General features: G+C 73.4%; 15 protein-coding genes and 2 pseudogenes. 9 read left to right on the forward strand and 8 right to left on the reverse strand.

Annotation, left to right across the window (positions count from 1 at the left end; translation table 11 throughout):
* Positions 1–38: 38 nt before the first annotated feature.
* The gene (locus PV796_RS27160; RefSeq protein ID WP_274916015.1) at positions 39–3062 is read left to right on the forward strand and encodes a bifunctional [glutamine synthetase] adenylyltransferase/[glutamine synthetase]-adenylyl-L-tyrosine phosphorylase; all 3024 of its coding nucleotides are present in this window, start codon (positions 39–41) and stop codon (positions 3060–3062) included.
* Positions 3063–3081: 19 nt separating this feature from the next.
* Here PV796_RS27160 and PV796_RS27165 read toward each other — a convergent pair whose 3' ends face one another.
* Complete coding sequence (locus PV796_RS27165) at positions 3082–3702, reverse strand: TetR/AcrR family transcriptional regulator (protein ID WP_274916016.1); 621 nt, start codon at positions 3700–3702, stop codon at positions 3082–3084.
* 182 nt (positions 3703–3884) lie between these two features.
* Here PV796_RS27165 and PV796_RS27170 point away from each other — a divergent pair, with 182 nt between their 5' ends.
* Both PV796_RS27170 and PV796_RS27175 read left to right on the forward strand, forming a co-directional pair.
* Positions 3885–5420: an APC family permease gene (locus tag PV796_RS27170; RefSeq protein WP_274916017.1), complete on the forward strand. Its 1536-nt coding sequence runs from the start codon at positions 3885–3887 to the stop codon at positions 5418–5420.
* A 49-nt stretch (positions 5421–5469) separates the two neighbouring features.
* Positions 5470–7119, forward strand: coding sequence for an amidohydrolase (locus PV796_RS27175; protein WP_274916018.1), 1650 nt, complete (start codon positions 5470–5472; stop codon positions 7117–7119).
* Positions 7120–7260: 141 nt separating this feature from the next.
* On the opposite strand, the gene PV796_RS27180 is transcribed toward PV796_RS27175, so the two are convergent.
* The 3 genes from PV796_RS27180 to PV796_RS27190 form a co-directional block, all read right to left on the reverse strand.
* Positions 7261–8127, reverse strand: a complete 867-nt coding sequence (locus PV796_RS27180) for a phosphatase PAP2 family protein (RefSeq protein WP_274916019.1) — start codon at positions 8125–8127, stop codon at positions 7261–7263.
* A 142-nt stretch (positions 8128–8269) separates the two neighbouring features.
* Entirely contained in the window at positions 8270–9352 is a 1083-nt protein-coding gene (locus PV796_RS27185) for a LacI family DNA-binding transcriptional regulator (RefSeq protein WP_274916020.1), read from the reverse strand.
* Between the two features lie 25 nt (positions 9353–9377).
* Complete coding sequence (locus PV796_RS27190) at positions 9378–11024, reverse strand: glycoside hydrolase family 13 protein (protein WP_274916021.1); 1647 nt, start codon at positions 11022–11024, stop codon at positions 9378–9380.
* A gap of 224 nt (positions 11025–11248) precedes the next feature.
* On the opposite strand from PV796_RS27190, the gene PV796_RS27195 reads away from it, so the two are divergent.
* The 6 genes and pseudogenes from PV796_RS27195 to pulA form a co-directional block, all read left to right on the forward strand.
* A complete protein-coding gene (locus PV796_RS27195; RefSeq protein WP_274916022.1) occupies positions 11249–12523 on the forward strand; it encodes an extracellular solute-binding protein in 1275 nt (424 codons plus the stop codon).
* A gap of 65 nt (positions 12524–12588) precedes the next feature.
* Positions 12589–13467: a carbohydrate ABC transporter permease gene (locus PV796_RS27200; protein ID WP_274919258.1), complete on the forward strand. Its 879-nt coding sequence runs from the start codon at positions 12589–12591 to the stop codon at positions 13465–13467.
* A 92-nt stretch (positions 13468–13559) separates the two neighbouring features.
* Positions 13560–14366 carry a sugar ABC transporter permease gene (locus PV796_RS27205; protein WP_274916023.1) on the forward strand — a complete coding sequence of 269 codons (807 nt, stop codon included), beginning with the start codon at positions 13560–13562 and terminating at the stop codon, positions 14364–14366.
* A gap of 1 nt (position 14367) precedes the next feature.
* Positions 14368–16074 (forward strand): annotated as a pseudogene (locus PV796_RS27210) (alpha-amylase family glycosyl hydrolase); the annotation flags it as partial.
* Positions 16075–16373: 299 nt separating this feature from the next.
* Positions 16374–17420, forward strand: a complete 1047-nt coding sequence (locus PV796_RS27215; RefSeq protein ID WP_274916024.1) for a LacI family DNA-binding transcriptional regulator — start codon at positions 16374–16376, stop codon at positions 17418–17420.
* 257 nt (positions 17421–17677) lie between these two features.
* Positions 17678–20362, forward strand: a pseudogene (gene pulA, locus PV796_RS27220) (pullulanase-type alpha-1,6-glucosidase); the annotation flags it as partial.
* A gap of 223 nt (positions 20363–20585) precedes the next feature.
* On the opposite strand, the gene PV796_RS27225 reads toward pulA, so the two are convergent.
* The 4 genes from PV796_RS27225 to PV796_RS27240 form a co-directional block, all read right to left on the reverse strand.
* Positions 20586–21281, reverse strand: a complete 696-nt coding sequence (locus PV796_RS27225) for a TetR/AcrR family transcriptional regulator (RefSeq protein WP_274916026.1) — start codon at positions 21279–21281, stop codon at positions 20586–20588.
* Between the two features lie 517 nt (positions 21282–21798).
* Positions 21799–23151, reverse strand: a complete 1353-nt coding sequence (locus PV796_RS27230) for a PDR/VanB family oxidoreductase (protein WP_274919262.1) — start codon at positions 23149–23151, stop codon at positions 21799–21801.
* 175 nt (positions 23152–23326) lie between these two features.
* On the reverse strand, positions 23327–24250 hold the full coding sequence (locus PV796_RS27235; protein WP_274916027.1) for a metal-dependent hydrolase: 924 nt from the start codon (positions 24248–24250) through the stop codon (positions 23327–23329).
* A 199-nt stretch (positions 24251–24449) separates the two neighbouring features.
* Positions 24450–26450, reverse strand: a complete 2001-nt coding sequence (locus tag PV796_RS27240; RefSeq protein ID WP_274916028.1) for a hypothetical protein — start codon at positions 26448–26450, stop codon at positions 24450–24452.
* Between the last annotated feature and the right edge of the window lie 23 nt (positions 26451–26473).

Raw genomic sequence — 26473 nt, forward strand, 5'->3', positions numbered from 1 at the left:
CTCGGGTCCGCGCCGACCCGCCGTCGAGAGGCCGCGCCATGGCACTACCCGCTCCGCAGGGACGGCGGAGCAGCACCTTCACCCGGCTGTTGAGGCACGGTTTCACCGACCCCTCGGCGGCCGGGAAGCTGCTCGACGCCCCCGAACTCGCCCCCGTACGCGACGACTCGGTGCTGCTGGAGGCGCTGGGCGGGACCTGCGACCCGGACCTGGCGCTGCGCGGCCTGGCCCGGCTGGTGGAGGCGCTCGACCCGGCGGAGCGGCAGGAGTTGCTGACCACCGTCGCGGCCGCCAAGCCGCTGCGCGACCGGCTGTTGGGGGTGCTGGGCGCCTCCGAGGCGCTCGGCGACCACCTGGCCCGGCACCCGGGGGAGTGGCGGTCGCTGGTCACCTACGAATCGGTCGATCTGCACCCCACCACCCCGGAGTTCGAGCAGGCGCTGGCGGACGGCATCTGGGACGGGCCGGGCGCCGACCGGCCGCGGGCGGACGCGCTGCGCGTCGCCTACCGCCGCTGCCTGCTCGGCATCGCGGCCCGCGACGTGTGCGGCACCATCGACGTCGCCGAGACCGCGGCCGAACTCGCCGACCTGGCCACCGCCACCGTCCGCGCCGCGCTGGAGATCGCCTACGAGGAGCAGCCCGGCGACGCCGCGCAGGTCCGGCTGGCCGTCATCGGCATGGGCAAGTGCGGCGGACGGGAGCTCAACTACGTCTCCGACGTGGACGTCATCTACGTCGCCGAGCCGCGGGAGGGCGCCGAGGAGGCCAAGGCGCTGCAGGCCGCGACCCGGCTCGCCTCCCGGATGATGCGGCTGTGCTCGGACAGCACCATCGAGGGCACCATCTGGCCGGTGGACGCCAACCTGCGCCCCGAGGGCCGCAACGGCCCGCTGGTGCGCACCCTGACCAGCCACCTCGCCTACTACCAACGATGGGCCAAGACCTGGGAGTTCCAGGCGCTGCTCAAGGCCCGCCCGATGGCCGGCGACCTGGCGCTGGGCCAGAGTTACGTCGACGCGCTGGCGCCGATGGTGTGGGACGTCGCCGAGCGGGAGAACTTCGTCGCCGACGTCCGCCAGATGCGCCGCCGGGTGGTGGCGAACATCCCCGTCGCCCAGGTGGACCGGGAGCTCAAGCTGGGCCCCGGGGGCCTGCGGGACGTCGAATTCGCCGTCCAGCTCCTGCAGTTGGTGCACGGCCGCACCGACGCCACGCTGCGCAGCGCCACCACCCTGGACGCCCTGGCGGCGCTCGCGGCCGGCGGCTACGTGGGCCGCCAGGACGCCGCCGCGCTGGACGCCGCCTACCGCTTCCTGCGCACCCTGGAGCACCGGATCCAGTTGTTCCGGCTGCGCCGCACCCATCTGATGCCCGAGGACGAGTCCGAACTGCGGCGCCTGGCACGGTCGTTGGGGCTGCGCACCGAGCCGGTCACGTCGTTGCGCCGGGAGTGGAAGTGGCACGCCCGCGAGGTGCGCCGGCTGCACGAGAAGCTGTTCTACCGGCCGCTGCTGGACGCCGTCGCCCACCTGGAGGTCGGCGAGGCCCGGCTGTCGGCGAAGGCCGCCGGGCACCGCCTGGAGGCCCTCGGCTACGCCGACCCGGTCGCCGCGCTGCGGCACCTGGAGGCGCTGGCGTCCGGGGTGACCCGCAAGGCGGCGATCCAACGGACGCTGCTGCCGGTGCTGTTGGGCTGGTTCGCGGACTCCGCCGACCCGGACGCCGGGCTGCTGAACTTCCGCAAGGTCTCCGACGCGCTCGGCAAGACCCCCTGGTACCTGCGGCTGCTGCGCGACGAGGGCGCCGCGGCGGAGAACCTCGCCCGGGTGCTGTCCGCCGGCCGGCTCGCCCCGGACCTGCTGCTGCGCGCCCCCGAGGCGGTCGCCCTGCTGGGCGCCGCCGACGGGCTCCAACCGCGCGGCCGGGCCGCCCTGGAGCAGGAGGTGCTGGCCGCGGTCGGCCGCGCGGACGGCGCCGAGGCGGCGGTGGCGGCGGCCCGCGGGGTGCGCCGCCGGGAGCTGTTCCGCACCGCCGCGGCGGACGTCATCGGCGCGCTCGGCACCGAGTCCAGCCCGGCCGACACCGACCACGGCCACGCCGTCGACACGGTCGGCTCGGCGGTCTCCGACGTCAACGCCGCCACCCTCGCCGGCGCCCTGCGGGCCGCGGTCCGCGCGCACTGGGGCGACACCCTGCCCACCCGGTTCACGGTGATCGGCATGGGCCGCTTCGGCGGCCACGAGCTGAGCTACGGCTCGGACGCCGATGTGCTCTTCGTCCACGAGCCGCGCGAGGGCGCCGACGAGCAGGAGGCCGCCAAGGCGGCCCACGCGGTCGCCAACGAGATGCGCCGGCTGCTCCAACTCCCCTCCACCGACCCGCCGTTGCCGATCGACGCGGACCTGCGCCCGGAGGGCAAGTCCGGCCCGCTGGTGCGCTCGCTGGCCTCGTACGCGGCGTACTACCGGCGCTGGGCGCTGGTGTGGGAGGCGCAGGCGCTGCTGCGCGCCGAGCCGGTGGCCGGCGACGCGGAGCTGGGGGAGCGGTTCGTCGAGCTGATCGACCCGCTGCGCTACCCGGCCGAGGGGCTGGGCGAGGACGCGGTCCGCGAGATCCGCCGGCTCAAGGCCCGGATGGAGTCCGAGCGGCTGCCCAGGGGCGCGGACCCCACCACGCACGCCAAGTTGGGCCGCGGCGGCCTGAGCGACGTGGAGTGGACGGTCCAGTTGATGCAGTTGCGGCACGGCTGGGAGCTCCCCGGGCTGCGCACCACCCGGACCCGGGACGCGCTGGCCGCCGCGCACGCCGCCGGGCTGCTCGGCACCGACGAGGCCCGGACGCTGGACGAGGCGTGGGTGTTGGCGGCCCGGGTGCGCAACGCGGTGATGCTGGTGCGCGGCCGGCCCGGGGACACCTTCCCCGCGGACGGCCGTGAACTGGCCGCCGTCGGCCGCTACTTGGGCTACGAGGAGGGCCACGTCGGGGACATGGTCGACGACTACCGACGGACCACCCGGCGGGCCCGCGCCGTGGTGGAGGAGCTGTTCTACGGAGGGTAGGGCGCGGGCGCCCCAGGGGCTACGGCGCGGTCGCGCGGTCGGCGCGCAGCGCCCGGAGGTGCGCCAGGTAGCCGGCGAGGGTGAGCCCGAAGGCGGTGTCGGCGCGGTCCGGTCCCGCGGCGTTCTGGGCCGCGGCCAGCCGCGGCGCGTCGGCCGCGCCGGCGGCCTCCCACATCCGCTCCGGCGCCGACATGTCCAGCGCCGAGCCCAGCACGAGGTTGTCCAGGCCGGTGATCACCGCCAGCACCGCCTCGGGGGCGAAGCCGGCGTCCAGCAGCAGCCCGGCCACCTGGTCGTACTGGGCGAGCGCCCGCGGTGCGCGGACCGGCGCGGTCATCAGCATCGGGATGGTCCGCGGGTGGGCGGCGAACGCGGCGCGGTAGGAGTGCGCCCAGGCGGCGAGCGCCTCGTCCCAGGGGGCGTCGCGCAGGGTGTCGGGGTCCATCGCCTCGGTGACCCGCTCCCGTAGCAACTCGATCACCCCGGCCCGGCCGTCCACGTGGTGGTATACCGAAGCGGTCTGCACGCCGAGCCGCCGGGCCACCTCCGGGATGCTGAAGTCGCCCTTCTCGTCGACGAGTTGGAGCGCGGTCTCGCCGATCCGTGCCCGGTCCAGTAGCGCCTTGTGCGGCCGCCCCATGGTGCCCCCTCCTGACAAAAGACCCCATTGGGGGGTCTTCCGGAATCGTACGACTCGGGGTACGGTCCATAAACCAAAAGGCTATAGGTTTCTCCCTCTTTCCGCGGTCACCTCGCCGTCCCACCCCGTACGCGCACGGCCGCTCTCCCTCTCCCCTCCGGTCGCAGAAGGGCAACCGAGCCATGGCCGTAGATTCCGCGTCCCACAACGGGGCAACGCCACCCCCGACCGACGCCGAGGGCGCCACGCTGCGCCGCGGCACCCTCGGCGTCGCCGACATCGCCTTCTTCGTCATCTCCGCCGCCGCCCCGCTCACGGTCATGGCCGGCACCTCCCCGATCGCGCTCGGCGCCGGCGGCGTCGGCGCCCCGGTCGGCTACGCCCTGGCCGGCGCCACCCTCGCCCTGTTCGCGGTGGGTTTCACCACCATGGCCCGGCACGTGCGCAACGGCGGCGGCTTCTACGCCTTCATCACCCGGGGCCTGGGCCGCCCGGCCGGCTTCGGCGCCGCCACCGTGGCCCTGCTCGCCTACAACGGCATGCAGATCGGCGTCTACGGCCTGCTCGCCACCGCCACCCAGGAGGCCCTCCAGGCGTTCTGGGGCGTGCACGTCCCCTGGCCGCTGATCGCGCTCGTCGGCGTCGTGGTCATCTGGTACCTCGGGTACCGCAGCATCACCTTCGGCGCCAAGGTGCTCGGCGTGCTGCTGGTCGCCGAGACCGGCATCCTCCTGCTGCTCGCCGGCGGCGTCCTGCTGCAAGGCGGCGCCGACGGCCTGACGCTGGACTCCTTCACCCCGGAGGCGGTCCTGGTCCCCGGCACCGGCGCGGTGTTGGCCTTCGCCTTCGCCGCCTTCACCGGCTTCGAGTCCACCGCCATCTACCGCCGCGAGGCCCGCAACCCGCGTCGCACCATCCCGCGCGCCACCTACATCGCGGTCGCCTTCCTCGGCGTCTTCTACGCCTTCACCATCTGGATCATCATCCAGGCGTACGGCTCCGACCGGATCCTCCAGGCCGCCGCGGAGGACCCCGCGGGCCTCTTCTTCACCGCCACCACCCACTACGTCGGCAGTTGGGCCACCGGCCTGATGCACCTGTTCATCGTCACCAGCATCGTCGCCTCCCAACTCGCCTTCCACAACGCCATCAACCGCTACGGCCTGGCCATGGCGGAGGAGGGCGTGCTGCCCGCCGCCCTCGGCCGGGTCCACCCGCGACACCGCTCGCCGTACGTCGCCGGCGTGGTGCAGAGCGTCCTCGCCGTCCTGGTCATCGTCGGTTTCGCGGTGGCCGGCGCCGACCCCTACACCCAACTGCTGCTGTGGATGAACACCCCGGGGATCCTGGGCCTGATGGCGCTCCAGGTGCTCACCGCGGTGGCCGTGCTGCTGTACTTCCGGCGCATCCGGCACCAGGAGGGGGCGCTGCGCACCAAGGTCGCGCCGCTGCTCGCCGCAGTGCTGATGTGCGGCGCCCTGTGGCTGGTCATCTCCAAGATCGACAGCCTGACCGGCGCGGACTTCGGCACCAACGCCGTCCTCGTCCTGATCGTCCCGGCCACCTTCACCGCCGGCCTGCTGCTGGCCCGCCGCCTCCGCCGCACCCGCCCCGCCGTCTACGCGGGCTTCGCGGCCGATCCTGACGAGGAACGGGCCGAGCCGGCCGCCCCGGACCCCGCCGGCGCACCGCCCGAGGAGGCCGCCGCCCGCGGCTGACCGCCTACCCCGCCCGGCCCCAACGCCCGCCCCACACCGAGGAGTTACCGTGCCGCCCAGCCCGTCCCGCGTCCCGCTCGCCGCCGCCGACACCATCCTGGTCGGCGCCCGGGTCCGCACCCTGGACCCGGACCGCCCCCGGGCCGGGGCCGTCGCCCTCAAGGACGGGCGGATCGCCGCGGTCGGCGACGCGGCGGACGTACGGCACTGGCGCGGCGCCGCCACCGAGGTCATCGACCTGGCCGGCGCCACCCTCGTCCCCGGCCTCACCGACGGCCACAGCCACCCTCTGTGGGGCGTCGAGATGGCCACCGGACTCGACCTGACCGCCGTCCGTGACCTCGCCGGACTGCGCGCCGAACTCGCCGCCGCGGTACGGGAAGTGCCCCGGGGCGGCTGGCTCACCGGCTGGGGCCTGGACCACAACGCCTTCGGCGACCGCCCCATCCACCGCGACCTGATCGAGGACGCGCTCGGCGGCGCCCCCGCCTTCCTCCGTCTCTACGACGGCCACTCGGCGCTGGCCAGCGGCCGGGCGCTGAAGGCCGCCGGGATCACCGGGCCGCGGGACTTCGCCCAGCGCGCCAGCGTGGTCTGCGACGACGTCGGACGTCCCACCGGGCACCTCGTCGAGCACGCCGCGATGAACCTGGTGCTGCCCGCCATGCCGCGACCCTCGTCCGCCCACCGCCGGCTCCGACTGCTGGGCCTGCTACGGGAGATGGCCGCGGCCGGCCTCACCGGCGCCCACGTCATGGACATGGAGGACGCGGACGCGCCGGAGCTCCTCGCCGGCATCGAGGCGGACGGCCACCTCCCGGTCCGGCTGCGGCTCGCCCCCTGGTGCATGCCCGGCATCGACGCCGACGGCCTGGACCACCTGGTCGCGCTCCAGCGCCGGGCCGGCCGGCACTGGCGGATCGGCGGGGTGAAGTTCTTCATGGACGGCACGGTCGAGGGCGGCACCGCCTGGCTGGAGCGGCCCGACTGCCACGGCCAGGGCACCGACGCGTTCTGGCCCGACCCCGCCGCCTACACCCACGCCGTCCACCACCTCGACCGGGCCGGGGTGCGCACCGCCACCCACGCCATCGGCGACGCCGCGGTCCGCCACGTCCTGGACACCGTGGAACTGCTCGGCGACCCCCGGCCCGGCGCCCGGCACCGCCACCGCATCGAGCACATCGAGACCGTTCCCGACGCCCAACTGCCGCGCTTCGCCCGGCTCGGCGTGGCCGCCTCCATGCAGCCCACTCACACCCACTACACCCGCGCCGACCACACCGACGCCTGGTCCCGACGGGTCGGCGCCGAGCGGGCCGGACGCGCCTGGCGCTGCCGCGACCTGCGGGACGCCGGCGCCGTCCTGGTCCTCGGCTCCGACTGGCCGATCGCCCACCACGACCCCCGCCAGGTGCTGGCCACCGCCCGGCTGCGGCGCCCCGCCGGCTGTCCCGAGGTCGCGCCGGTCACCCCCGGCCAGGCGCTGACCGGACTGCAGGCGCTGGAGGGCCTGACCGCACACGCCGCGCTCGCCGCCGGCGAGGAGGCCGAGGCCGGCCGGATCGCGCCCGGCTTCCGCGCCGATCTGACCGCGCTCGCCGTCGACCCGGTCACCGCCCCCGCCGACGAGGTGGCCACCGCCCCCGTCCGCCTGACCGTCACCGGCGGGCACCTCACCCACCGCGCCACGCTCTGACCACGGGCGATCGGACCGCGCGGCGGCCGATGCCCGCCCACCGGTCCGCCCACCGACGACGGCGGGCCGCGGGCGCCCGGAATCGGGAACGCCCGCGGCCCGCCGCCGCCCGGTGCGCGCGGGTCACCCCCCGCGCACCGCTCACGCCTTGAGCGGACTCGGCACCTTCACTCCCGCCGTCCCCGTGTACCGCGCCAGCCGGTGCGGCAGCCGCCCGTACCACGCGTACGCCAGCGCATAGCCGAACGCCAGGCACAGCACCCCGCCCAAGGCGTCCAGCCAGAAGTGGTTGGCGGTGGAGACGATCACCGTCAGCGTCGTGGCCGGGTACAGCAGGCCCAGCGCCTTGGCCCACACCGGCTTCGCCAGCAGCGCGATGGTCAGGCCGCACCACAGCGACCAGCCGATGTGCATCGACGGCATCGCGGCGTACTGGTTGGACATCGACGCGAGGTTCCCGGACGCCATCGAGCCCCAGGTGCCGTGCTCGATGACGGTGTCCACGAAGCCACCGTCCGGCATCAGCCGGGGCGGCGCCAACGGGTAGAAGTAGTAACCGATCAGCGCGACGCCGGTGGTCGCGAAGAGCGCCAGCCGGGCCGCCGCGTACCGCCCGGGATGCCAGCGGTAGAGCCACACCAGCACCCCGATCGTCATGATGAAGTGCAGCGTCGCGTAGTAGTAGTTCATCGACACGATCAGCCAGGTGACCGAATTCACGGCGTGGTTGACGGTGTGCTCGACGGCGATGCCCAGGGTGTGCTCGGCCCGCCAGATCCAGTCGGCGTTCCGCAGCGCCTGCGCCTTCTGCTCCGGGACCGCGTTGCGGATCATCGAGTAGACCCAGTAGCTCACCGCGATCAGGAGGATCTCGAACCAGAGCCGGGGCGAGCGCGGGGTTCTGAACCGGGCCAGCCGGCCCTTCTCCGCCGGACGATCCGCCCGCTCCCCGCTGGTCGGCGGGGCGGCTGACAGGTCGTCCAGAGTCCTCACGTGCGCTTCACCCATAGGCAGACAGTCTGCCAGAAAGGGATCTGTGGCCGATCAGCCTCTGGTGGGGTCAGCAACACCCCGTATCGCACCTCAGGAGGAGGGGTCGTCCCCTAGGGGATGCCCGGGGGACAACGCCGTGCGTCCGCGGGGCCCGCTCCTACCGGGAGGCCCGCGCAGGGCGGGGCACCTTCGCCGCCCCCGGCGCCGGCTTCGCCTCGGGTGCCGCCTTCGGCGCCGACGCCGTCGAGCCCCGGACCACCAGCTCGGGATGGAAGACGAACTCGGTGTGCGGCGCCGGGGTGCCCCCGATCTCCTCCAGCAGCGCCCGCACCGCCGCCTGCCCCATGGCCGGCACCGGCTGCCGGATCGTCGTCAACGGCGGATCGGTGAAGGCGATCAGCGGGGAGTCGTCGAAGCCCACCACGGACATCTCCCGCGGCACGTCCAGCCCGCGCTGCCGGGCCGCCCGGACCGCCCCCAGCGCCATCATGTCGCTGGCGCAGACGATCGCCGTCACCCCGCGCTCGATCAGCGTGCCCGCCGCGGCCTGGCCGCCCTCCAGGGTGAAGAGGGAGTGCTGGATGAACGGCTCCGCCGCGGCCCGGTCCAGGCCGAGCTGCTCCTCGACGCAGGCCAGGAAACCGTCGATCTTCCGCTGGACCGGCACGAACCGCTTCGGTCCGAGCGCCAGCCCGATCCGCCGGTGCCCCAGCGCGGTGAGGTGGGTCACCGCAAGCTCCACCGCGGTCCGGTCGTCGGGGGAGACGAAGGGCGCCTGCACCTGGTCGGAGAAGCCGTTGATGAGGACGAACGGCACGCCCTGGCCGCGCAGCCGCGCATAGCGCGCCATGTCGGCGTCGGTGTCGGCGTGCAGCCCGGAGACGAAGATGATGCCGGCCACCCCGCGGTCCACCAGCATCTCGGTCAGCTCGTCCTCGGTGGAGCCGCCGGGGGTCTGGGTGGCCAGCACCGGGGTGTATCCCTGCCGGGTCAGCGCCTGCCCGATGACCTGGGCGAAGGCCGGGAAGATCGGGTTCTCCAGCTCCGGGGTGATCAGCCCGACCAGGCCCGCGCTGCGCCGCCGCAGCCGCACCGGCCGCTCGTAGCCCAGCACGTCGAGGGCGGCCAGCACCGACTGGCGGGTGGTGGCGGAGACGCCGGGCTTCCCGTTGAGAACCCGGCTGACGGTGGCCTCGCTGACACCCGCCTGTGCTGCGATATCGGCCAGCCGGGCGGTCATGGCACTGGACTGTACCGGGCGCATCTCAGATTGCCCACCAGGTACAGCTGTCCCCCGGCAGCACCGCCGAGCCGCCGTCGGCCGCCACCGGCGCGCTGGCGAGCAGGAGTTCACCGGGCACCGGCACCTCCACGTCGCGGTCGAGGGTGTTGACGGCGCACAGCATCCCGGGGCGGCGGAGCGCCAACACCCCTGCGGGGGCGGGCTGCCAGGCCATCTCCCCGTCGCCCAGCCCCGGCAGCCGGCGGCGCAGCGCCAGCGCGCTGCGGTAGAGCTCCAACGTGGAGGCCGGGTCGCCGGTCTGCGCCGCCACGCTCAGCCGGCCCCAGTCGGCCGGCTGCGGCAGCCAACTCCCGCCGGGCCCGAAGCCGTACGGCGGCAGCTCGCCGGACCAGGGGAGCGGCACCCGGCAGCCGTCCCGGAACCCGTCCTGGCCGCTGGTGCCGGAGGCGCCGACCGCCTCCGACCCGTCGACGCCGAGCCGGCCGCGGAAGAACGCCGGGTCCTGGCGCGCCTCGGCCGGCAGGTCGACGACCTCCGGCAGCCCCAACTCCTCGCCCTGGTAGAGGTAGGCGGAGCCGGGCAGCGCCAGCATCAGCAGGGTGGCGGCGCGGGCCCGGGCGAGGCCGCCGAGGCGGGTGGTGTGCCGGACGACGTCGTGGTTGGAGAGCACCCAGGTGGTGGGCGCGCCGACGGCGACGGTGGCGGCCAGCGAGGAGTCGATGACCTCGCGCAGCGCCGCGACCTCCCACGGGGTGTTCAGGAACTGGAAGTTGAACGCCTGGTGGAGCTCGTCCGGGCGGACGTAGAGGGCCAGCCGCTCGACGCTGGGCGCCCATGCCTCGGCGACCCCGATCACCTCCCGACCGCTGCTCCCGGTGTGCTCGTCCAGGAGTCGGCGCCAGGTGCGGTGGATGGCGTGCACGCCGTCCTGGTCGAAGAAGGGGAGGACCTGGGAGCCGATGAGGCGGGCCTGTTCGCCGTGGCCGATGTCGGGCAGACCGGGCGCCTTGATCATGCCGTGCGCCACGTCGACGCGGAAGCCGTCGACGCCCAGCTCCAGCCAGAAGCGCAGGATGGCGGCGAACTCCTCGTGGACCTCGGGCCGTTCCCAGTCCAGGTCGGGCTGTTCCGGGGCGAAGAGGTGCAGGTACCAGTCGCCGCGGTCGGTGCGGGTCCAGGCCGGGCCGCCGAAGACGGACTCCCAGTCGTTGGGCGGGAGTTCGCCGTGCGCGCCCTTGCCGGGGCGGAAGACATAGCGCTGCCGGGCGAGTTCGGGGTCCTGGAACCACGGGTGCCGGTCGGAGGTGTGGTTGGGAACCACGTCGACGATCACCCGCAGGCCCAGGTCGTGGGCGGTGCGGATGAGGTCGCCGGCGTCGGCGAGGGTGCCGAACAGCGGGTCGACGGCGCGGTAGTCGGCGACGTCGTAGCCGCCGTCGGCCTGCGGCGAGGCGTAGAACGGGGTGAGCCAGACGGCGTCCACGCCCAGCTCCTTGAGGTGCGGGAGCCGGTCGCGCACCCCGCGCAGATCGCCGATGCCGTCGCCGTCGCTGTCGGCGAAGGAGCGGACGTAGACCTGGTAGATGACGGCGTCGCGCCACCACCCCCGGGCTCCGTCGGGTCCGGCGGCCTGGGGGGCGGGGCTGGGGGAAGTGAGCTCCTGGGTCATCTGCCGTCCCTGTCAGGTCATGAGGCGAAGGTGCTTCCACGGAAGTCAACGCGCGGGCAGGCGGCGGGTGACGGTGCGCGCGAGCCCCGGGGCGTCCGGTTCCAGCCATGGTGCCGCAGCGGCTTCCGGAATTCTTGCAGAAAACTCTCGCAACATCTTTCGGATTGTTTGCGGCGCTGTTACGTTCCAGACCGCCAACCGAGGCTTTCCCCTAAGGAGTTCAGATGCGGTGTGGCATACGTGGCGCGCTCGCCACCGCGCTGGTGACGGGCCTGGCACTGGCGGCGACGGGATGTGGGGGCGGGGGTGACGGCGGCGGCACGACCGGCGGTGAACTGGCCGGAACCGTGACCTTCTGGGACACCTCCAACGACGCCGAGAAGGCCACCTACCGGAAACTGGCCGAGGGTTTCCAGAAGGAGCACCCCAAGGTCCACGTCGCCTATGTGAACGTCCCGTTCGGCGACGCCAACGCCAAGTTCAAGAACGCCGCGGGCGGCGGCGCCGGCGCCCCCGACGTGATGCGCACCGACGTCGCCTGGGTCGCCGACTTCGCCAACCTCGGCTACCTCGCCCCGCTTGACGGCACCCCGGCCCTGGCCGACACCGCCGACTACCTCCCCCAGGCCGTCGGCTCCACCAAGTTCGACGGCCGCACCTACGCCGCGCCCCAGGTGATCGACACCCTCGCGCTCTTCTACAACAAGAAGCTGCTGGCCGACGCCGGCGTCCCCGTTCCCCAGACCTTCGCCGAACTCGGCGCCGCGGCAGCGAAGATCAAGGCGAAGACCGGCGCCACCGCCCTCTACCTGCGCGGCGACGACCCCTACTGGTTCCTGCCCTACCTCTACGGCGAGGGCGGCGACATGGTCGACGCGGCACACAAGAAGATCACCATCGACAACGCCACCGGGGTCCGCGCCTTCCGCACCCTCAAGCAACTCGTGGACTCCAAGGCCGCCGTCACCGACGCCACCGACGGCCAGGAGAACCAGCTCAAGGCCCTCAAGGACGGCACCGTCGCGATGGCGATCGACGGCCCCTGGGACATCGAGGGCGCCCGCGCCGGCAAGGCGTTCGCCGACCAGCGCAACCTCGGCGTCGCCCCCGTCCCCGGCGGATCCACCGCCAAGGGCTCCCCGCAGGGCGGTTGGGACCTCTCCGTCTACGCCGGCAGCAAGAACCTCAACGCCGCCTACGCCTTCGTGAAGTACATGAGCTCCGCCAAGGTCCAGCAACAGACCACCGAGCGGCTCAGCCTGCTGCCCACCCGCAAGTCCGTCTACAACGCCCCGTCCGTCCAGCACAACGAGATGGTCGCCTTCTTCAAGCCCGCCGTCGACGGCGCCGTCCAGCGCCCCTGGATAGCCGAGGGCAACTCTCTCTTCGAGCCGCTCAAGGTCCAGATGAACAAGGTCCTCACCGGCGCCGCCACGCCGGAGCAGGCCGCCACGTCCGTCGGGGACGCCTACCGGAAGCTGCTCAAGGACTACAGGTGACGGCCGACCTGACGCTCCCCGCCCGCCTCCGCCGGGCGCTCGCCACCCACTGGTACGCCTGGACGATGGCCGCCCCGGTCGTCCTCGTCGTCGGCGTCATCATCGGGATCCCCCTCGTCCGCGGCCTGTACCTCTCCCTGACCGATGCCAACGAGGCCAACGTCGAGCGCTCGATCGGCATGAACCACCTCCCCGCCACCTATCACTTCACCGGCCTGGCCAACTACCGCGCGGTGCTGACCGACGGCGTCTTCTGGGGCCGGCTGGGTTGGACCGTGACCTGGACCCTCGCCTGCGTCGTGCTCACCTTCCTGATCGGCCTGGCGCTGGCCACCCTGCTCAACCGCCGGCTGCGCGGCCGCACCGTCTACCGTCTGGCGCTGATCCTGCCCTGGGCCATCCCCGCCTTCGTCTCCGTCTTCACCTGGCGGATGCTCTACAACGAGAAGAACGGTCTGCTCAACAAGGTGCTGGCCGGCGGCGGCATCGACGGAGTGCCCTGGCTCAACGACCCGACCTGGGCCAAGCTCTCGGTGATCGCGGTCAACGTCTGGCTGGGCGTGCCCTTCATGCTCGTCGCCCTCCTCGGCGGGCTCCAGTCGATCCCCGGCGAGCTCTACGAGGCCGCCGAGATGGACGGCGCCGGCGCCTGGCAGCGCTTCCGCCACATCACCGCGCCCGGCCTGCGCGCGGTGAGCAGCACGGTGCTCCTCCTCTCCACCATCTGGACGTTCAACATGTTCCCGGTGATCTTCCTGCTCACCAGGGGCGGACCCGGCGACGCCACCGAGATCCTGGTGACCTACGCCTACCGGCTCTCCTTCGTCGACAGCCCCCGCAACTTCTCCGCCTCCGCCACCTGGGGCGTGGTCATCCTCGCTCTCCTCGCCCTCGTCGCCGTCGGCTACCGACGAACGCTGCGCAAACAGGGAGAGGTGTGGTGAACGTGGCACGTCCCGATTCTCGTCCTGGCTCTCGTACTCGCTCCCACCCTCGCCCTCGTTCTCGCCCTCGTTCTCGTTCCGAGCGGCATCCGTTGGCCTCCGTCGGGCTGCATCTGGCCCTGTTGTTGGCGACCGTCGTCGCGGTCTTCCCGCCGCTGTGGCTGCTGATCACCTCCTTCAAACCCACCAACGACGCCTTCACCACCGGACTCGTCTCCCACTTCACGCTCGCCAACTACACCCACGTCCTGACCGGCACCTCCTTCCTCACCTGGTTCGGCAACTCCGTGGTCGTCGTCGGACTGACCACCGTCCTCGGGGTGTTCATCGCCGCCACCACCGGCTACGCCGTCAGTCGCTTCCGCTTCCCCGGCATGCGCCCGCTGATGTGGCTGCTGCTGATCACCCAGATGTTCCCGGTCGCCGTGCTGATCGTCCCGCTCTACAACCTGCTCGCCTCGCTCGGCCTGCTCAACCAGCCGGCCGGGCTCGTCCTCACCTACCTCACCATCGCCGTGCCGTTCTGCGCCTGGATGATGAAGGGCTTCTTCGACACCATCCCGATGGAGATCGACGAGGCGGGCCGGGTCGACGGCCTCAACCCCTTCGGCACCTTCTGGCGGTTGGTCCTCCCGCTCGCCCGTCCCGGCCTCGCCGTCACCGGCTTCTACACCTTCGTCACGGCCTGGGCCGAGGTCGCCTACGCCTCCGCCTTCATGACCGGCGAGGAGAACCTCACCCTCGCCGGCGGGCTGCAGACCTTCGTCAACCAGTACACCAACGACTGGGGTTCGATGACCGCCGCCGCCGTGCTCATCGCCGTACCGGCCGCGCTGGTCTTCGCCTTCGCCCAACGTCACCTCGTCTCCGGACTGACCGCCGGCACCACCAAGGGATGACATGACCCGACAGCACATCGCCCCACCCGACACCGCCCCCGCCGGGCACCCGGAGCCGGGCACCAACCCCCCTGTCGCCAGCGCCACTTCGCGGTCGATTCCGGCGATTCCGTCGAATCCGTCGGCTTCATCGGCTCCACTGGTCTCGCCGACTTTGCCGACTTCGCCGACGTCAACGGTCCCGTCGGCCACCGACTGGTGGCGTGACGCGGTGATCTACCAGATCTACCCACGCAGCTTCGCCGACGGCAACGGCGACGGCATGGGCGACCTGCCCGGCATCCGCAGCCGGCTCAGCCACCTGCGCGAGCTGGGCGTGGACGCGGTCTGGTTGAGCCCCTTCTACGCCTCCCCGCAGGCCGACGCCGGCTACGACGTCGCCGACTACCGGGCCATCGACCCGCTCTTCGGCACCCTGGCCGACGCCGAGGCCGTCCTCAACGAGGCCCACCGCCTCGGTCTTCGCGTCATCATCGACATCGTCCCCAATCACTGCTCCGACCAGCACCCGTGGTTCCGCCGCGCCCGCGCCGAGGGCCCCGGTTCGGTCCACCGCGCACGCTTCCACTTCCACCCGGGCCGCGGTCGCGACGGCGAACTCCCGCCCAACGACTGGGAGTCCCTCTTCGGCGGCCCTGCCTGGACCCGCCTCCCCGACGGCGAGTGGTACCTCCACCTCTTCGCCCCCGAACAGCCGGACCTCAACTGGGACCACCCCGCCGTCCAGGACGAGTTCCGCTCCATCCTCCGTTTCTGGCTCGACCTGGGCGTGGACGGCTTCCGCGTCGACGTCGCCCACGGCATGGTCAAGGCGCCCGGCCTGCCCGACATCGGCCGCGGCGAACAGGCCCGTCTCATCGGCTCACAGATCCTCCCCTTCTTCGATCAGGACGGCGTGCACGCCATCTACCGCTCCTGGCGCGCGATCCTCGACGAGTACCCCGGGCAGCGGATCGGCGTCGCCGAAGCCTGGGCCCCCTCCGTCGAGCGGCTGGCGCTCTACGTCCGCCCGGACGAGCTGCACCAGGGCTTCAACTTCCACTACCTGAACACTGCTTGGGACGCCGGCGATCTGCGCGCCGCCATCGACACCTCCCTCACCGCCCTGCGCGCCGTCGGCGCACCGGCCACCTGGGTCCTGTCCAACCACGACGTCGTGCGCCACCGCACCCGCCTCGGCGGCGGCCTGGACCGCGCCCGCGCCGCCACCCTGCTGATGCTGGCGCTGCCGGGCTCGGCCTACCTGTACCAGGGTGAGGAGTTGGGACTGTCGGAGGTCATCGACCTCCCCGACGAGGCTCGCCAGGACCCGTCCTTCTTCCGCGCCAACGGGCAGGACGGCCTCCGCGACGGCTGTCGCGTGCCGCTTCCCTGGAGCGGCACCCGGCCCCCGTACGACTTCGGCGCCGGCGAGGTCTGGCTGCCCCAGCCCGACGACTGGGCCGCGCTCACCGTCGAGGCCCAGACCGGCGACCCGGCCTCCACCCTGGAGCTGTACCGCAGCGCGCTGGCCCTGCGCCGCGCCCACCCCGGCCTCGGCGCGGGGGAGGCGATCGAGTGGTTGCCCGCCCCGGATGGTGTGCTGGCCTTCCGTCGCACCGGCGGACTGATCTGCACGGTGAACACCACGACGGAGGCCGTCCGGCTGCCCCTGCCCCCCGTTCGTCAACTGCTCTCGTCACAGGCGCCGTTCGCCCCGGATGTGGATGCGGATGCGGATGCGGATACGGATGCGGCGCCGGCATCGGCCTCGTCTCCTGCGTCCCCCTCGGGCTCCTCGCTCCGCTCGTCCCGCTCGTCCTCGTCATCCCCCGTCTCCTCTCTTCTCTCCGACTCGACCGGTGTCTCCGACTCGCTCGGTTCGTCCGACTTGCCCAGTTCGTCCGGGCTGCTCGGTTCGTCCGGCTCATCGACCCGTCAACCGTCCAACGTCCCCCGTGACTTGGGGGTTCCCGGAAATCCCGAAGTTTCTGAACTTCGTGAAATTCCGGGCGACATCACGATCTGGTGGGAGGAGTGACCCGACCGGCCCCCCGAACCGCCCCGCGACTCTCCGACATCGCCGCCCAGGCGGGGGTCAGCGAGGCGACCGCCAGCCGCGTCCTCAACGGCCGCGCGGGCGTGGCGGCGGGGACCCGGCAGCGGGTGCTCGCCGTGCTCGACGTCCTCGGCTACGAACGGCCGGTCCGGCTGCTCCGGCGGAGCGCCGGCCTGGTCGGCCTGGTCATCCCGGAGTTGACCAATCCGATCTTCCCGGCCTTCGCCCAGATCATCGAGCAGTGCCTGGCCGGCCACGGCTACACGCCGGTGCTGTGCACCCAGATGCCGGGCGGTGCCACCGAGGACGAGCTCGTCGAGCAGTTGGAGGAGCGCGGGGTCACCGGCATCGTCTTCCTCTCCGGCCTGCACGCCGACACCGCCGCCGACCCCTCCCGTTACACCCGGCTCACGTCCCGGGGCGTGCCCTACGTCCTGATCAACGGCTACAACGAGCGGGTCGACGCCCCCTGTGTCTCGCCCGACGACCGCGCCGCGGCCCGGATGGCCGTGCGTCACCTCGTCGAACTCGGCCACGAGCGCATCGGGTTGGCGGTCGGCCCGGCCCGCTATGTGCCCTCCCGCCGCAAGGCGGAGGGCTTCGCGGCCGCCTTGGGGGAGGCGTTCGGCCTTCCGAGGCGGCGGGTCGAACGGCTCGTCCGGCACACCCTGTTCGGCGTCGAGGGTGGCCACGCCGCGGCCTCGGCCCTGTTGGCCGACGGCTGTACCGGCATCGTCTGCGGCAGCGACCTGATGGCGTTGGGCGCGGTGCGCGCGGCCCGCCAGCGGGGCCTCGACGTCCCCGGCCGGCTCTCCGTCGTCGGCTACGACGACTCCCCGCTTATCGCCTTCACCGCCCCGCCGTTGACCACGGTGCGGCAACCGGTGCAGGCGATGGCGACCGCCGCGGTGGGCGCGCTGGTCGAGGAGATCCAGGGAAACCCCGTCCAGCGCACCGAGTTCGTCTTCCAGCCCGAGCTGGTGGTGCGCGGCTCCACCGGGCCGGTGGCGACCTGACCTCCGGCTCTCCCGTCATCCGGCCATCCGGTCATCCCGCCCTGTGCGGGCCTCAGTTGGTGGCCGGTCCGGCCGGCCGGGCGCGTAGGACCCACCACGGGTGGGCCTCCGGCCGACCGGACCGGCTCGCCAGGGAACGTAACACCGTTGCAATCTCTTGCGAAAGGTCTTGCAGCGACCGGTCATCGCGGCTAGAACCAGGGGCCATGCCCTCCACCGCGCACCCCGCCCGCCGCCGGCTCGCCGTCCTCCTCGCCCTGTGCGCCGGCGCCGCCGCGCTGGCCCTGCCGACGCAGCCCCGCGCCCAGGCGGCCCCCTCCGGCACCCCCGCCAAGGCCGAAGCCCAGTGGATCGACCGCACCACCGTGGTCTGGAAGGGCGCTCAACGCGTCCTCGCCCAACTGGAGTTCGGCGAGGACGCGCGCCATACGGGCCGCCTCCGGCTCGCCCCCGGCACCCTCACCCCCGCCGAACGCGCCGCCTACCCGCACCTCACCGGCTACCCGGCCTTCACCGTCGACCCCCGCGACCGCGCCCTGGCCCCCACCGCCCTACGGGAGCGACTGATCGCCACCCAGGACACCACCGGCGGGCGGCACACCACCGGGGTGCAGATCCCCGGCGTCCTCGACGACCTCTACGGCGCCCGCGCCCAACACGCCGCCCTGGGGCCGGTGTTCCGCGCCGGCCGCCCCACCCTCTCCGTCTGGGCACCGACCGCCCGCACCGTCGCGCTCGACCTGGCCGGCCGCCGGGTTCCGATGCGCCGGGACGATGCCACCGGGGTGTGGAGCGTACGGGGCGGCCGGGACTGGACCGGTAAGCCGTACCGCTACCTGGTCACCGTCTGGGCGCCGGGCGCCGCCCGGATCGCCACCAACGCCGTCACCGACCCGTATGCCACCGCACTGACCACCGATTCCGCCCGCAGCCTCGTCGTCGACCTGGCCGACCCGAGATTGGCCCCTAAGGGTTGGGCGACGCTGCGCAAGCCCGCCCCCGTGCAGTTGCGCCGGGCCCGGATACAGGAGCTGCACATCCGTGACTTCTCCATCGCGGACCGCACCTCCCACCACCCTGGCCAGTACCTCGCGTTCACCGACACCGGCTCCGCCGGCATGCGGCATTTGAAGGCCCTGGCCGAGGCCGGCACCACCCACGTCCACCTGCTGCCGGCCTTCGACTTCGGCTCCGTCCCCGAACGCCGCGCCGACCAGCGGAGCCCGGACTGCGACCTGCCCGCCCTGCCCCCCGACTCCGCCCGCCAACAGGAGTGCGTGGCGAAGACCGCCGACCGGGACGGCTACAACTGGGGCTACGACCCGCTGCACTACACCGTCCCGGAAGGGTCCTACGCCTCCGACCCCTCCGGGACGGCCCGGAACGTCGAGTTCCGTCGCATGGTGCAGGGCCTCAACGGCATCGGCCTGCGCACCGTCATGGACGTCGTCTACAACCACACCGCCGCCAGCGGGCAGGACGACCCGCACTCCGTCCTCGACCGCATCGTCCCCGGCTACTACCACCGGCTGCTCGACGACGGCAGCGTCGCCACCTCCACCTGCTGTTCGGGCACGGCGCCCGAGCACACCATGATGGGCAAGCTGGTCGTCGACTCCGTGGTCACCTGGGCCAAGCAGTACAAGGTCGACGGCTTCCGTTTCGACCTCATGGGCCACCACCCCAAGGCCAACATCCTCGCCGTCCGCAGGGCGTTGGACGCCCTCACCCCGGCCCGGGACGGCATCGACGGCAAGTCCGTGATCCTCTACGGCGAGGGGTGGAACTTCGGCGAGGTCGCCGACGACGCCCGCTTCGTCCAGGCCACCCAGCGCAACATGGCCGGCACCGGCATCGCCACCTTCAGCGACCGGGCGCGTGACGCGGTCCGCGGCGGTGGCCCCTTCGACGCCGACCCCCGCACCCAGGGCTTCGCCTCGGGCCTGTTCACCGACCCCAACTCGGCACCGGGCACGGCCCTTTCCCCCGGGAGCGCTTCCGGGGGCGCGTCGAAGGCCGAGGGCCGGGCTCGACGGAACGGCGACGACCCGGCCGCCCAACGGGCCCGCCTCCTCCACTACCAGGACCTCATCAAGGTCGGCCTCACCGGCAACCTCGCCGACTACGCCTTCACCGACACCACGGGACGCCGGGTCAAGGGCTCCCAGGTCGACTACAACGGCGCCCCCGCCGGCTACGCGGCCGCCCCGGGCGACGCCCTCGCCTACGTCGACGCCCACGACAACGAGACCCTCTACGACGCCCTCGCCTACAAGCTGCCGCCGCACACCTCCGCCGCCGACCGCGCACGGATGCAGGTCGTCGCCCTGGCCACCGCCGCACTCTCACAGGGCCCGGCGCTCTCTCAGGCGGGCTCCGACCTCCTGCGTTCCAAGTCCCTCGACCGCAACTCCTTCAACAGTGGCGACTGGTTCAACGCCCTGCACTGGAGTTGCACCGACGGCCCCCGGGGCGGCACGGCCGACAACGGCTTCGGCCACGGCCTGCCCCCGGCCGCCGACAACAAGGACAAGTGGCCCTACGCCAAGCCCCTGTTGGCCGACCCGGCCCTCCGTCCGGACTGCGCCACCCTCACCGCGACCTCGGCCGCCTACCGCGACCTGCTGCGCATCCACGCCACCGAACCGGCCTTCGGCCTGGCCACCGCAGCCGCCGTACAGTCCGCCCTCTCCTTCCCCCTCTCCGGCCCCGACGAGACCCCCGGCGTGCTCACCATGCGCCTGGCCGACCTCGTCGTCGTCTTCAACGCCACCCCACAACGACAGCCCCAAACCGTCCCGACCCTCGCCGGCCGGCCCTACGCCCTGCACCCCCTTCAGGCCCACGGCGCCGACCGCACCACCGCGACCGCGGCCTACGACGCCACCACGGGCACCTTCACCGTCCCGCCCCGTACGGTCGCGGTGTTCCGGCGGGGGTGAGGATCCCGGCCGACACCGGGCCGCAGAACAGGCAGGCGACAGGCCGGCATTGGAGGTGGACCGGGTGGGCCCGGACCGACTTCGGGCGGGGACTGGGCGGGCTCGGACCGGCGTTGGGCAGGGGCTGGATGGGGCAGGATCGGGTGCGAGGAGAGGGCTGGTCCGGTCGGTCCGGAACTCAGCCAGTGCTGCCGGACCGGCGCCCGGTGCCCACTCGACGACGTCAGGCCGGCTGGGGCAACTGCAACAGCCGGCCGACCAGATCCGCGAACATCCCGTCCGCGGGCTCGTCCGCCAGTATCCGGCGCACCACCTGCGCCATCCGCTCGTCGTACGCGGCGCTGACCGCCGCCAGCGCCGCGAAGTCGTGCACCAACTGGCGTTCGAGCTCGCCGCGGGGTATCCGCCGCCCGTCCAGCCACAGCAGTGCCGTGGTCTCGGCGAGCGAGACCCAGGAGCGGACCACCAACTCCAGCCGCGGAAAGGGGTCCTGGGCGTCGAGATGGGCGAGGACCTGCGTGAACGCGGCCTGGCGTACGCCGTCGATCATCGCGCTCGTGCGGGTCGAACCGATCGCCGGGCCGCCGCGCATCAGGGCCGAGAAGCCGGGCCCGTGCTCCTCCACGAAGTCGAAGAACCGCTCCATGACGCGCAACAGCCGGGCGCCGAGCGGCCCTTCGTGGGGCTCGATGAAGCGCGCCGTCAGCTCGTCCGCGGCGCGCCGCAGGGCGGCCTCGTAGAGCTGCTGCTTGCCCGGGAAGTAGTGGTAGACCAACGGCCTTGATATGCCGGCCGCCTCGGCGATCTCGTCGATCGAGACGTCTTCGGGGGAGCGGTGGCTGAAGAGGCCGAGCGCGACGGCGATCAACTGCTCGCGTCGCTCCTCGACCCCCATCCTGCGGCGTGCCCCGTTCGTCATGCGCTCACCCTAACGACCGCCCTACGACGGCACCACCGCGCGAACGGAGCCTGTGGACAACGGCATGAGCCGCGCCCGGGCGACGCTACGGGGCGACACCAGAGGGGCGATGCCAGAGGGGCGATGCCAAGGGGCAGCGCTCCCTCCGGCCCTCCTTCCACTGCCCTGTGCCTGCTTACCTCCGACGCTCCTCTTCCACTGCCCTGTGCCCGCTCACCTCCGACGCTCCTCACCCGCCCACCCCCCGAAGGGGGGTGGGCGGCGGGGAAAAATCAAGGCCGGGCTCAGCAACGCCCGGCCCCAACAAGGGCCGTGCCGTGGCAAAGAGCGTGCTGCGGCAAGGGTCGTGCCTTGCCAGGACTACACCGGCCAAGGGCAACACCGGCCAGGAGCAGCGCCGGCCAAGGACGACACCAGCCAAGGGCGACACCGGGGCACGGGCAGCGCCGGCCAAGGGCAACACCGACCCAGGACAACACCAACTAAGGGCTCACCCCGAGCCCGCAGACGCCAACCTCTACAAATCCAGCACCAGCCCCGCTCCCGGACCCGCCCCCGGCTTCGCCCGGGACACGCAGATCAGCAGGGAGTCCGCGCGCTCCGCGTCCGTCAGGAGCTCGTCGCGGTGCTCCACCTCACCCGCCAGGACCCGCTGTTGGCAGGTGCCGCAGAAGCCCTCCTCGCAGGAGTACGGCAGGTCGGGCAGGGCCTGTTCGCGGATCGCCCGGAGCACGCTGGTGCCGGCCGGCACCGTCACCGTACGACCGCTCCGACGCAACTCCACCTCGAACGAGGCGTCCTCGCCCGGCATTTCGCCGCCCGGCAAGCCCTCGCCCGGCAAACCTTCGCCCGGTACGGCCCCGTCACCCGCGACGGACCCTGATTCCGCCCCTGAACCGGAAGCGGAAGCTACTCCCACGCTCCCCACCGCACCACCCGCAGCGCCCCCTGCCACGTTTCCCGCCGGGGCGAACCGCTCCGTGTGCAGGGTCAGGCCCGCCGGCCCGTTGGGCAGCAGCTCGGCCACGGCGTTCATCAGGGGCTCGGGACCGCAGCAGTACACGGCGGCGTGTGGCGGCGCATCGGCGAGCGCCGCGGCCAGGTCGGGCCGCCCGTCCTCGTCCTCCGCCACCACGGTCAGCCGTCCGCGCCCCCCAAATCCCCCCGACCCACTGCCGTTATCACCGTCACCATCAACACCACCGCCCCCGAAGGTGCCGACCCCGCCGCCCCCGGCCAGCTTCTCGGCCTCTGCCAGGAACGGCATGGACGACCGCGACCGCCCCGCGTACAACAGCCGCCAGGGCACCCCCTCCGCCTCGGCCTGCCGCACCATCGGGAGGATCGGGGTGATGCCGATCCCGCCGGCGATGAAGAGATAGGCGTGGTGGTCCTCCAGACGGAAGCGGTTGCGGGGCCCGCGCACCTCGACCGTCATGCCCGCGCGGAGCGCCTCGTGCGCCTCCCGGGAGCCGCCCCGCCCGTCCTCGATCAGCCGGACCGCGATGGTGTACGAACCGCCGTCCGCCCGTACGGCGTCGGCCGGTTCGCCGCACAGCGAGTACTGCCGCACGGTGCCCGAGGGCAGTACGAGGTCGATGTGCGCGCCCGGTTCCCAGTCGGGCAGCCGCTCGCCCTCCAGGCGGAGGGCCACCACACCCTCGGCCGCCACGGTCCGTTCGGCCACCCGCAGTCGCAAGGGCGCCGCGCGCCCCGAACCCCCGCGCGCCGCCCGGGCCGCCTCGCGCCCCCGCCCGGAGATCGGCTGCTCCAGCGCCGGCATCGGCCACAGCGGCGACTGGCGGATCCGTCGGCGTAGCGCCCGCCTGACCAGGAGGGCGGCCCCGGCGACCACCAGCACGGTACGCAGTGGCGAACCACCGTTCCGCAACGGCCCGTTGAGCGCGGATGCGGCTATACGGGACGACGACGGCAGCGCCAGCCCCTTAGGGGAAGGCCCCGTAAGGGAAGCCCCCTTACGGGAGCGGTCACCGCGGCCGGCAGACGGAGACGGGGGCGGAAACACACGGGCAGGCGCGGACATCTCAGGCTCCTCCGGGGGCGGCAACGGGCGCGGTGGCGGCGGCGGTTGCCGCGGGCGAACGGTCGAGGTAGGCGAGGGCCTGCTCGGTGTCGCCGTGCTGCGACGGGTGGTAGGCGCGGCTCAGGTACTGGGGGACCGAGCGGACGATCGCCCCGGTGGTCGGCAGCACGCCCTGCCGGCCGCCCCGTACGAAGTCCCGTACGGCGGCCTTCCCGTTGAGGAGCGTGGGGTCGTTCGCCATGAAGAACCGGATGCCGCGCTGCCACAGGAACACCAGCGCGCCGAAGGCCGTGGCCCACGTCCGCACCCGCCGCCGGTAGCCGCCGTCCAGGTGCATGAAGAGGTCGAACGCCACCGAGCGGTGCTCGACCTCCTCCGCGCCGTGCCAGCGCAGCAGGTCGAGCATGGTCGGATCCGCGCCCTTGGCGTCCAGGGCCCCGGCGTTGAGCACCCAGTCGCCCAGGAAGGCGGTGTAGTGCTCGATGGCGGCGATCGTCGCCACCCGCTCCATGAGCCACCACCTGCGGGCCCGCCCAGGGGGGAGCGTCCGGTCGCCGAGCAGCTTCTCGAAGAGCCAGTCGACCTGCGCGGTGTACGGGGTCGGGTCCAGCCCCTGTTCCGTCAGGTGCGGCAGCACGTCGTCGTGCGCCTGCGAGTGCATGGCCTCCTGGCCGATGAACCCGATGACGTCCGCGCGCAGTTCGGGATCGCGGATGTACGGCAGCACCTGCTTGTAGACGTGCACGAACCAGCGCTCGCCGGCCGGCAGCAGCAGGTGCAGGACGTTGATGGTGTGGGTGCTGGACGGATCACCGGGGATCCAGTGCAGGGGGGTCTCCGCCCAGTCGAAGGCGACGTTCCGGGCCTTCAGCGGGGTGTGCTCGGACGCGACCGGCTGGGGCCGCAACGAGGCCGTATTAGACATGGCGTCAATGTACTGGCGGGTAAGGAATGGCGGTACCCCTCGGACGGCCAAAACCGGCGGGAAGAGGGGCGTCAGGAACGAGCGGTGGCCGCGCCGCCCTGGGCGGCGCCCCCGTCCCCAACGCGGCCCACGCGCCCACCTATCCGTGCCGTGCTCCACCCCGCCCCATCCGTAACCTCACCCACAACGGCCCTCCGCCTCACCGCAGCCCGTGCACCGTCCCGCCGCCCGTCAGCGTCCCCGTCAGCTCGGCGTGCGCGCCCGCCGTCGCGAGGACGGTCAGCAGCCGGCCGGGCACCCGCCCCCGCACCCCGTCGGTCGCGGTGATCGACGTGACCTGGTCGCTGCCCGCCGCCAGCAGCCACCACCGGCCGATGCGGCTCTTCCACAGCACGCCCGACAACACCCGGGGCGCCCGCGGGCCGCAGGCCGTCCCGCCGTCCGCGCGGGCGGTCACCGCGCCCGTCGCGTACGGCTGCCCGCTCGGCGGCGGCACCTGGAACTGCGTCATCGTCCGGCTGCCCGCCCCGCGCCAGGTCTCCGCCCGGGTACACAGCCAGGCCGCGGTGCCCCCGCCCCCGGGGAGCGCCTGCTGGGCGAACCGCCAGGTGTTCACCGCCCGCACGCCCTGCGAACGGACCGCGGACAACTGGCACGCGGTCCGCGCCCAGGCCGTACGCCCCTCGGGGCCGGACACCGACGCCGGGGCGTCCGGCGGGCCGTACGTGAGCCGCGCGGGCGCCAGTTCGCCCAGGTCGGTCAGCAACTCGCCACCGGGACGCGAGCCTGGCACGCCGCCCGGTTGCCCGTCCAGGCGCCCGCCGACCCTCAGGGCGGGCCAGCCGCCACACCTCTCCTTGGGGCGCGGAATCGGGACGGGGGAGGTCAGGCCGTCGGCGTCGACGGTGACCCGTTGGCCCGCCGCGTCCGGCCTCACCAGGTCCACCGCCCGCACCGACGTCACCCAAGGGGCGGTCAGATAGCGGGCGTTGCCCGAGGCGCGGTCCGCGACGAGGGCGGTCGACGAGTCCGCCGCCGCCCCGTCCGTCCGGGCGAAGTCCAGCGCCGTCCCGGTGCCGTCGTCCCGCGGCTGACCGTCGGTCGGCTCGGCGTACCGCACCACCCGCAGTCCGTCGTGGAACAGCACCACCACGACGCGGTCCACCACGCCCGCGAAGAGGAGTTGGGGCGGCCCGGCCGCGGGCCCCGCGGACGTGCCGGGCGTCGCGGTGACCGACACCTGGGGGCCGGGCCGGGCCCACACCGTCAACGCCCGCCGGAGCAGCGCCTTGTCGCCGGTCCGGTCGCCGCGGGCCGGCCAGGTCGAGAAGTCCGGCCGCGCCGCGGTCTTCCAGGCCGTCGGGGAGGACACCGCCAGCCGCCCCGGATCAAGTGCCGCCTCCGCCGCGGTATTACGGGCGTACGGCGGGGCCGCGGCCCTGCTGGGGCCCCACCCCCCGCCCGGCAGCCCCAGCAGCGCCCCGCACACCGCCACCGCCGCGCCGGCCGCCAGCGCCGCCCGGCCGTGCTGCCGCCGCCGGATCAGGTCCGTCGGCCGGGCCTGGAGGGCGCACGGATCGAACTCCACCGACTCCAGCAGCGCCCGGTCCCGGCTCCCGGCCGGCAGCGCCGCCCGCTCCGCCTCGGCCAGCGCCCCGCGGGTGTCGGCCACCCCCGCGGCCTCCAGGATCCGCCGCGTCTCCAGGGCCGACAGCCGCTCCAGATCACGCAGCATGAACGCCGCCCGGGCCGGCGCCGACAGCGTCGACAGGGCCTGGTCCAGGGCGAGTTCATCGGCGCCGCCGGAGCGCGGGAACAGCCGCAGGCCCCAGACCTGGGGGAGCGGCGCCGCCGGCTGCCAGCGGCGCCGCCCGACGGCCAGTGCCGCCCGTAGTACCCGCAGCCGCATCAGGGCGTAACCGGGATCGACGGCCGGGTCCCCGCCACGTTGGGCGGGCAGGGCGGTACCGGGACCGGGCCGCCGCGGCAGCGCCCGCTGCACCACCGCGTGCGCGGCCAACACCCGCCGGCCGCGGTGCGGGCCCGGCGGCAGCACCACATAGGCCAACCTGGCCAGCCGCGGATAGTGCTCGACCAGGGCCGCCTCGGCCTGCTCGACGTCGATCGGCTCACCCCCGTCGGCGTGCCTGACGGGGGAGGTGCGGTCCGGGCGCGGGGTTGCCGCCTGCTGCTGCTCCACATTCCGTGGAACGAGTGAATCCT

This window comes from Streptomyces sp. WZ-12, from assembly GCF_028898845.1.
Classification (GTDB): Bacteria; Actinomycetota; Actinomycetes; order Streptomycetales; family Streptomycetaceae; genus Streptomyces.

Coding starts and splice junctions, on each gene's coding strand:
- PV796_RS27160 (WP_274916015.1), top strand. CDS start 39: ATGGCACTACCCGCTCCGCAGGGACGGCGGAGCAGCACCTTCACCCGG.
- PV796_RS27165 (WP_274916016.1), bottom strand. CDS start 3,702: ATGGGGCGGCCGCACAAGGCGCTACTGGACCGGGCACGGATCGGCGAG.
- PV796_RS27170 (WP_274916017.1), top strand. CDS start 3,885: ATGGCCGTAGATTCCGCGTCCCACAACGGGGCAACGCCACCCCCGACC.
- PV796_RS27180 (WP_274916019.1), bottom strand. CDS start 8,127: ATGGGTGAAGCGCACGTGAGGACTCTGGACGACCTGTCAGCCGCCCCG.
- PV796_RS27185 (WP_274916020.1), bottom strand. CDS start 9,352: ATGACCGCCCGGCTGGCCGATATCGCAGCACAGGCGGGTGTCAGCGAG.
- PV796_RS27190 (WP_274916021.1), bottom strand. CDS start 11,024: ATGACCCAGGAGCTCACTTCCCCCAGCCCCGCCCCCCAGGCCGCCGGA.
- PV796_RS27195 (WP_274916022.1), top strand. CDS start 11,249: ATGCGGTGTGGCATACGTGGCGCGCTCGCCACCGCGCTGGTGACGGGC.
- PV796_RS27200 (WP_274919258.1), top strand. CDS start 12,589: ATGGCCGCCCCGGTCGTCCTCGTCGTCGGCGTCATCATCGGGATCCCC.
- PV796_RS27225 (WP_274916026.1), bottom strand. CDS start 21,281: ATGACGAACGGGGCACGCCGCAGGATGGGGGTCGAGGAGCGACGCGAG.
- PV796_RS27235 (WP_274916027.1), bottom strand. CDS start 24,250: ATGTCTAATACGGCCTCGTTGCGGCCCCAGCCGGTCGCGTCCGAGCAC.